Origin of the sequence: Geobacillus sp. LEMMY01 (assembly GCF_002042905.1) — a bacterium.
GTDB classification, from domain to species: Bacteria; Bacillota; Bacilli; order Bacillales; family Anoxybacillaceae; genus Geobacillus; species Geobacillus proteiniphilus.
The window spans coordinates 67,642-73,641 of record NZ_MVKA01000020.1 but is presented as its reverse complement, the minus strand read 5'-3'; the positions used below and the strand labels follow the sequence as shown (position 1 = coordinate 73,641).

Genomic DNA, 6,000 nt, shown 5'->3' with positions numbered 1-6,000 from the left:
CATATGGCTATCGMAATCTAGAACGGTTTCGTTTGCGTGTATTTCTGGAGTGTACAGGGAACACTACAGGTAGTCAGGTTGCTTAAGCGCTCCCTTCTTCCGCTATCGGTATGATAGTTGGTAGAATGGAACCCGTCAAGGAAAGCACTTGACTGTTTCCATTCTACCAACTTCGTGGTCTGTATGCGGAAGAAGGATCCTGACTGATGAACCTATTTCATCCAGCTAACATGTTTCTGGGATTGAGTGGAAATCACAGAAAATGGTGAAGACCCATTTTTATTAACCTTTCTTTTAACATACCATATCGTGTTGGCATGGATCAATCAACTTCGCAATTTTTGGAATAAGCATTGTGCACTATTTGTAAACGTTTTTAGATAAGCTTAACCTTATAGGCGGGTCTTTGTTAAGCAACAAGCCCGCCCCTCGCTTCAATGCGCGGAGGCAGGCTGTTTTTTAAGCCAAAGTACGTGTGCTTACTTCCCGCAACACTTTTTATACTTTTTCCCGCTCCCGATTTCGCCCGTGGTGCCGGCTGGGCGTCGACGTTCAGCTAGCCCCGTGAAGGGTTCACGATTTTCTTTTTAACCCTACTTTAAATACAAGAATAGCAATGAAAACACTGACAGCGACAGCGGCCGAAACGATTGTGATAGGCAGCCAGTCAGTTGCAAAAGATGAATAAGTGATCATTTCAGCCATAGCAGCGCATCCTCCTTTATCCATCATAGACGAAATCCCGTCAGATTTGAAACCGTTTTTTCTTCTCGTTAACTTGCTTGTCTGATATACTGGAGTGGAAAGGAGGTGAAGGTGATGGAAGAAAAAACGATATTGGCGCAAATTTTGCAAGTGCTTGATTTGTACGCGGCTGATATGCGCAAACAGTTCGAGGCGCTCCATGAAAAATTCGACTCGCTTCAACGCCAAGTCCAAACGTTGAACGAAAAAACAAACGAAATGGACAAGCGCATCGAAGACATGGATGAGCGCATCGAGGAGATGGACGGGCGGTTTGAGCGGCAGATCGCCCAGTTGGAGCGCACCATCAACGAACGGTTCGAACGGCTCGAAGCGAAACTCGGCCACGTCCGCGTCGAACTAGTTGAAACACAAGAAACGGTCGACTTCCACTCCGTCAAAATCGCCCAGCATGATCGAAAAATCCGCCATTTGCTTCACGCTCGATAAATCCTCCACCGCTATCATGCCCCCGCCCTTCAATCAGGGCGGGGGCGTTCGCATCAAGAAAGCTCTCGGGCAAGGTCGGCCGCCAAGGCGGCGTTGTTTTTCACTAAGGCGATGTTTGCTTGCAAGCTTTTGCCCCCGGTTAACGTTTTCACCCGGTCAAGCAAAAACGGGGTGACCGCTTTTCCGGTGATGTGCTGTTGTTCCGCTTCCTTGAGCGCTTGTTCGATGATGGCGGTGATATACGACTCCTCGAGCTCATCTTCTTTTGGGACAGGATTAGCGATCACAACACCGCCGTTTAACCCAAGCCCCCATTTCGTTTCGATGAACTGGGCGATCTCTTCCACGCTGTCGAGGCGATAGTCGACGCGAAACGGGCTCGTCCGCGAATAAAACGCCGGCAGGACGTCCGTCTGATAGCCGATGACCGGAACGCCGTGCGTCTCTAGGTATTCAAGCGTCAATCCTAAATCCAAAATCGATTTCGCCCCGGCGCAGACGACCGCGACGTTTGTGCGCGCCAGTTCCTGCAAGTCTGCGGAAATGTCCATCGTCTGTTCGGCGCCGCGGTGCACTCCGCCGATGCCGCCGGTCGCAAACACGCGGATGCCAGCCATCTCAGCGCAAATCATCGTCGCCGCCACGGTAGTCGCCCCGTGTTTCTTCATGGCGACGACATACGGCAAGTCGCGGCGGCTCACTTTTTCTACATCGCGGCTTGTCCCTAACTGTTCAAGTTCCGCTTCTGTCAATCCAATTTTAATTTTTCCATTGAAAATCGCCACTGTTGCTGGCACGGCGCCGCGGTCGCGGATGATCCGCTCGACGTCTTTCGCCGTCTGCACGTTTTCCGGATACGGCATGCCATGCGAGATGATCGTCGATTCTAAGGCGACTATCGGCTTTTGTTCCGCCTTCGCTTGAGCGACTTCTTCGGAAAAGACGAGAAAATCATTCATCACTTCGTTCCCCCTTCGCGAAAATACCGCGCATAGGCGGCTTGCAACAGGTGTTCATTCAAAGCGGAATGCACCGTTTCGGCCGTTTGCAGCGTAAGCGACGCGCTGCTCATCCCAAAGCGGCAGGCGTCTTCCACCGTATGTCCGCCTAAGACGCCGTACAAAAATCCAGCCGCAAAGGCGTCGCCCGCTCCGGTGGCGTCGGTGGCCTCAACCTTCGGCGCCGCAATCGCTCCTGTTTCCCCTTGCTTGGTGGCGTACGCGACGCCGTTTGCGCCGCGCGTGACGACAACGTTCTCGACGCCCAAACGAACGAGCGCCTCCATCGCTTCGGACACGCTGCGACCGTCGTCTTCGGCAAGCGCCTTCGCTTCCGCTTCGTTCGTGATAAGCCACGTCACCCCGCTTAAATCAGCGGGCAGCCGCTTGACTTTCGGAACCGACACGGTCACCACACAAAGCGGGAGGCGCTCCCTACGGCACTGCTCGATTGTCCACTGAATGGCGTTGCTTGAAAAATTCGTATCAAGCACGACGGCTGAAATCGGGCCGAGTTCGGGCCATCGCTGCTTCATCCATTCTTTTCCCACTGTATCATAAATCACCATATCCGCCAAGGCGAGGACCATCTCGCCACGTTCATCGAGCACCGCTGTATACGTCCCGGTGTTCGCTTTTGACGTTCGCACGATGTGCCGTGAATCCACGTACCGACTCGTCACGTCAATGAGCCACTGTCCATCGCGGTCATCGCCAACGGTGCTGACGAGCGAAACAGGTTGAGCAAGCCGCCCTAAGTTTTCGGCGATGTTTCTCGCCACCCCGCCCGCGGTTTGCGTCGTGGCGACGGGATGGGACGTGCCGAGCCGAAACGGAGTGAGCAACCGCGCCTTTCGGTCGACGTTCGCCCCGCCAATGCAGACGATCGAGGCCGCTTGTCGCATTCCTTTCTTCCCCCTCTCTTCCAATGAACACCGCCGCGCTCTTTCCTCTCTCCCGAAACAAGGAAAACGGTTTCAAAAAAAGCCGGCAGCTGCGCATTTCGAAGCCTCACTGCCATTGTACCATATGCCGTCCGGCAAAAACGGCATAAAGAAAGCACCCCGTCAAAACGACGGGATGCCGACTTTCGGACGTTTAGTTTTTGTACGCGCAATACGGACGCAGTTTGACGCCGATCAGGCTGCCGAGGAAAGCAAAGACAAACCACGCCCAGCCGTGGGCGCTGAATGACGCAATGCCGCCGAAATACGCGCCGATATTGCAGCCGAACGCCAGCCGGGCGCCGTATCCCATCATCAGGCCGCCGATCAGCGCACCGATCGTCATGCGCGTCGGACGCTTCCACTGAATCGTTTTTGTATAGCGGCCCGCCAGCGCTGCCGCCAATAAGGCGCCGACCATCAAGCTGATGTCCATCACGGTCGTTGTATCGTAGTAGAGTGGATTCGCGAGCGCCTGCCGTTTCGCTTCATCTTGCCAGTACGCCCAAGCGGTCGGATCGACGCCAAACAGCTGCACGAACTTCGCCCCCCAAAGGGCGAAGGCAGACGTAATGCCCCACGGCTTACCGCTAATCATCAGCACAAGCGCGTTCGTTACAGCCAAGAGCAACGCCCCGACCAGAAGCGACCATGGCCCTTTGTAAATCGCTTTCCAGCCATGACGGTTCTCAAGCGATGTAGCAACGAGTTGGCCATAGCGCCGTTTTTCCGCCACGGTCACCACATAGTAGACCGCTGCCAGCAAAACCAACTGAAGCAAAAACCCTCCCAAGGCGCCGAACTCGCCAATGAACGAGAACGGCTCAAATTGTGGCATCTTCGCCCACACGTCAAAGTGGGTCGTCGCAATGACTGAGCCAGCGATGAACCCGATGAGCGTCACGATGCCGTTCACATCGCCGCCGCCGATATGGTACAACGTCCCGGACGCGCAGCCGTCGCCAAGCTGCATGCCGATGCCAAACAGGAAGGCGCCGACGATGACTGATACCCCCACGCCAAATACATACCCTGACACTGGGTGCCCGAGCGCCGAGCCTTTCACGAGCAGCGGCAAAAACAACGCGCTGGCCACAGCCATCATCACCATTTGCGCCCGAATACCTTCCCCCTTGGCGGTACAAAATGAATTTGCGCCAAGCAGATGTAAAGCCAAAATGCGCCTGGTACAATACAAATCCACCAAACGCCCCTAACACGTACAAAAGCGCCTGTTGCCAAGAAACGCGGCTATATAAGAACAACGTTCCACCGATCAATATGAGGCAGGAAACAGCAATAATCCACGCAGTCGGATGTTTCGGGGCGTTCGCTGCTTGTTTCGCGCGAACGTCTCGTTGTTGTGCGGTCAACTCCATGATGCATAATTCCCCCTTTTCCATTTTGTTCACCTACTTTATAATACTATAAAACTTATTGATTTTCTATGATTTAAACTAGAAATGTTTCACCTCAGCGGCTGATCGGGTATAATGCAGACGAGCACTTTCTTAGGAAGGAGATTGGCATGTGGAACGAATTCAAAAAATTTGCTCTCCGCGGCAATGTGGTCGATTTAGCCGTCGGGGTCATCATCGGCGGGGCGTTTGGCAAAATCGTCTCCTCGCTCGTCAATGATATCATCATGCCGCTCGTCGGTTTGATTTTAGGCGGCATCAATTTCAGCGACTTGTCTTGGAAAGTCGGCAAGGCGGAAGTGAAATACGGGGCGTTTATCCAAACAGTCGTCGATTTTTTGATCATCGCGTTTTCGATTTTCCTGTTTGTCAAACTGCTCAACAAACTGTACGAGCGGATGAAAAAACAGGAAGACGTCAAAGAAACGGCGCCGACGCTGACGAAAGAAGAGGAGCTGCTCACAGAGATTCGCGATTTGTTAAAACAGCAGCGGGAAACGACGTGAAAGCCTGTCCATGGCGTGGACAGGCTCTCAAAAACGGTAAACGAATCTCTTAACTATGTGAATATGTTACGGTGACTTGAGGGTGGATCGGCCTCCCCTGATTTGGAAGGGGGTGATGCCGATGACAGTATTTGAAGCATTGATGTTTTTTCGCAAGTCGCATGGTTTCAATACTGTCGCACAATCAAAAGAAATATCCACCCTTAAGTTAACGAGGCGCTTAGGCGGATTATTTCCTTCTGCTCGCGCCGATCCCCTTTATGGGAACCGTCTATTGCGGGGCCGAAGGTGCGGCAACACCTTTGGCTTCACTTGTTATTTTGTCATCTCGAACCGAGAAGACCGCCACTTCCCAGCGTGAGCGTAAGTGGGAGAGCGTTCAATTTACGTCGATTACAACGTAATCCCAGTACGTTTTTCCAAGATAGACGAGTAATGCCCATTTTCCAGATTCACCCAGTCTCATATTTGATGGTATATGTGCGTCTGCACCATTATTCGGACCTCCTGGAACTCCCGTTGTCCAAACGGTTTTTCCGTCTAGTGTTAACGCAGGAGCTATATCGTTGCTGCCTTTTTTCACTGCAACGATTGTCAGCTTTCCTTCTGGAATGGAGTCCCCCCAGAAATGCCACATGTATTTGCTATCTTTGTTTGCTATAAACGGTTCATCAATGAAACCCACTTTGTTTGGTACTCCGCGCATTTTATAATTTCCAGATTGAAAAACCGGGCTTACTTCCCAATTGATATGACTGATTACTTTTTGATCTATTTTAACAGGTATTTTTTCAATATCACTCATCTCTTTATTCTTTTCCCATATACTGCATGCGGATAAAGAAAAAAGGATTACGATGACTAGCAAATGTTTCACATTTTCACCACCTTTCACTAATTTAATGATATCATAATTTTTAGCGATTCCTCCCCGACTTTC

General features: G+C 51.8%; 7 protein-coding genes and 1 pseudogene. 3 read left to right on the top strand and 5 right to left on the bottom strand.

The genetic code is table 11. The features are described 5' to 3' along the window. Positions 1-573: 573 nt before the first annotated feature. Positions 574-705: a hypothetical protein gene (locus B1A75_RS20540; protein WP_275651050.1), complete on the bottom strand. Its 132-nt coding sequence runs from the start codon at positions 703-705 to the stop codon at positions 574-576. 114 nt (positions 706-819) lie between these two features. Here B1A75_RS20540 and B1A75_RS11115 point away from each other — a divergent pair, with 114 nt between their 5' ends. Then, entirely contained in the window at positions 820-1,194 is a 375-nt protein-coding gene (locus B1A75_RS11115) for a hypothetical protein (RefSeq protein ID WP_079936202.1), read from the top strand. Positions 1,195-1,247: 53 nt separating this feature from the next. Here the strand turns inward: B1A75_RS11115 and B1A75_RS11110 are convergent, their stop codons facing one another. The 3 genes and pseudogenes from B1A75_RS11110 to B1A75_RS11100 all read right to left on the bottom strand — a co-directional run bounded on the left by B1A75_RS11110 (position 1,248) and on the right by B1A75_RS11100 (position 4,515). Continuing rightward, entirely contained in the window at positions 1,248-2,153 is a 906-nt protein-coding gene (locus B1A75_RS11110) for a pseudouridine-5'-phosphate glycosidase (protein WP_074044399.1), read from the bottom strand. Beyond that, positions 2,153-3,097, bottom strand: a complete 945-nt coding sequence (locus B1A75_RS11105) for a carbohydrate kinase family protein (RefSeq protein ID WP_074044398.1) — start codon at positions 3,095-3,097, stop codon at positions 2,153-2,155. The genes B1A75_RS11110 and B1A75_RS11105 overlap by 1 nt, the downstream gene beginning before the upstream one ends. A gap of 193 nt (positions 3,098-3,290) precedes the next feature. Beyond that, positions 3,291-4,515, bottom strand: a pseudogene (locus B1A75_RS11100) (YeeE/YedE family protein). Between the two features lie 149 nt (positions 4,516-4,664). On the opposite strand from B1A75_RS11100, the gene mscL reads away from it, so the two are divergent. After that, the gene (gene mscL, locus B1A75_RS11095) at positions 4,665-5,060 is read left to right on the top strand and encodes a large conductance mechanosensitive channel protein MscL (protein ID WP_074044396.1); all 396 of its coding nucleotides are present in this window, start codon (positions 4,665-4,667) and stop codon (positions 5,058-5,060) included. A 121-nt stretch (positions 5,061-5,181) separates the two neighbouring features. Continuing rightward, complete coding sequence (locus tag B1A75_RS19355) at positions 5,182-5,421, top strand: hypothetical protein (protein WP_139268076.1); 240 nt, start codon at positions 5,182-5,184, stop codon at positions 5,419-5,421. Positions 5,422-5,439: 18 nt separating this feature from the next. Here B1A75_RS19355 and B1A75_RS11090 read toward each other — a convergent pair whose 3' ends face one another. Continuing rightward, positions 5,440-5,937 (bottom strand): DUF4871 domain-containing protein, encoded by a 498-nt coding sequence (locus B1A75_RS11090; RefSeq protein ID WP_254866626.1) that lies wholly within the window; start codon positions 5,935-5,937, stop codon positions 5,440-5,442. Between the last annotated feature and the right edge of the window lie 63 nt (positions 5,938-6,000).

Excerpts from the sequence above, each read along its gene's own strand:
- B1A75_RS11115 (WP_079936202.1), top strand. The coding sequence starts at position 820 with ATGGAAGAAAAAACGATATTGGCGCAAATTTTGCAAGTGCTTGATTTG.
- B1A75_RS11105 (WP_074044398.1), bottom strand. The coding sequence starts at position 3,097 with ATGCGACAAGCGGCCTCGATCGTCTGCATTGGCGGGGCGAACGTCGAC.
- mscL (WP_074044396.1), top strand. The coding sequence starts at position 4,665 with ATGTGGAACGAATTCAAAAAATTTGCTCTCCGCGGCAATGTGGTCGAT.
- B1A75_RS11110 (WP_074044399.1), bottom strand. The coding sequence starts at position 2,153 with ATGAATGATTTTCTCGTCTTTTCCGAAGAAGTCGCTCAAGCGAAGGCG.
- B1A75_RS20540 (WP_275651050.1), bottom strand. The coding sequence starts at position 705 with ATGGCTGAAATGATCACTTATTCATCTTTTGCAACTGACTGGCTGCCT.
- B1A75_RS19355 (WP_139268076.1), top strand. The coding sequence starts at position 5,182 with ATGACAGTATTTGAAGCATTGATGTTTTTTCGCAAGTCGCATGGTTTC.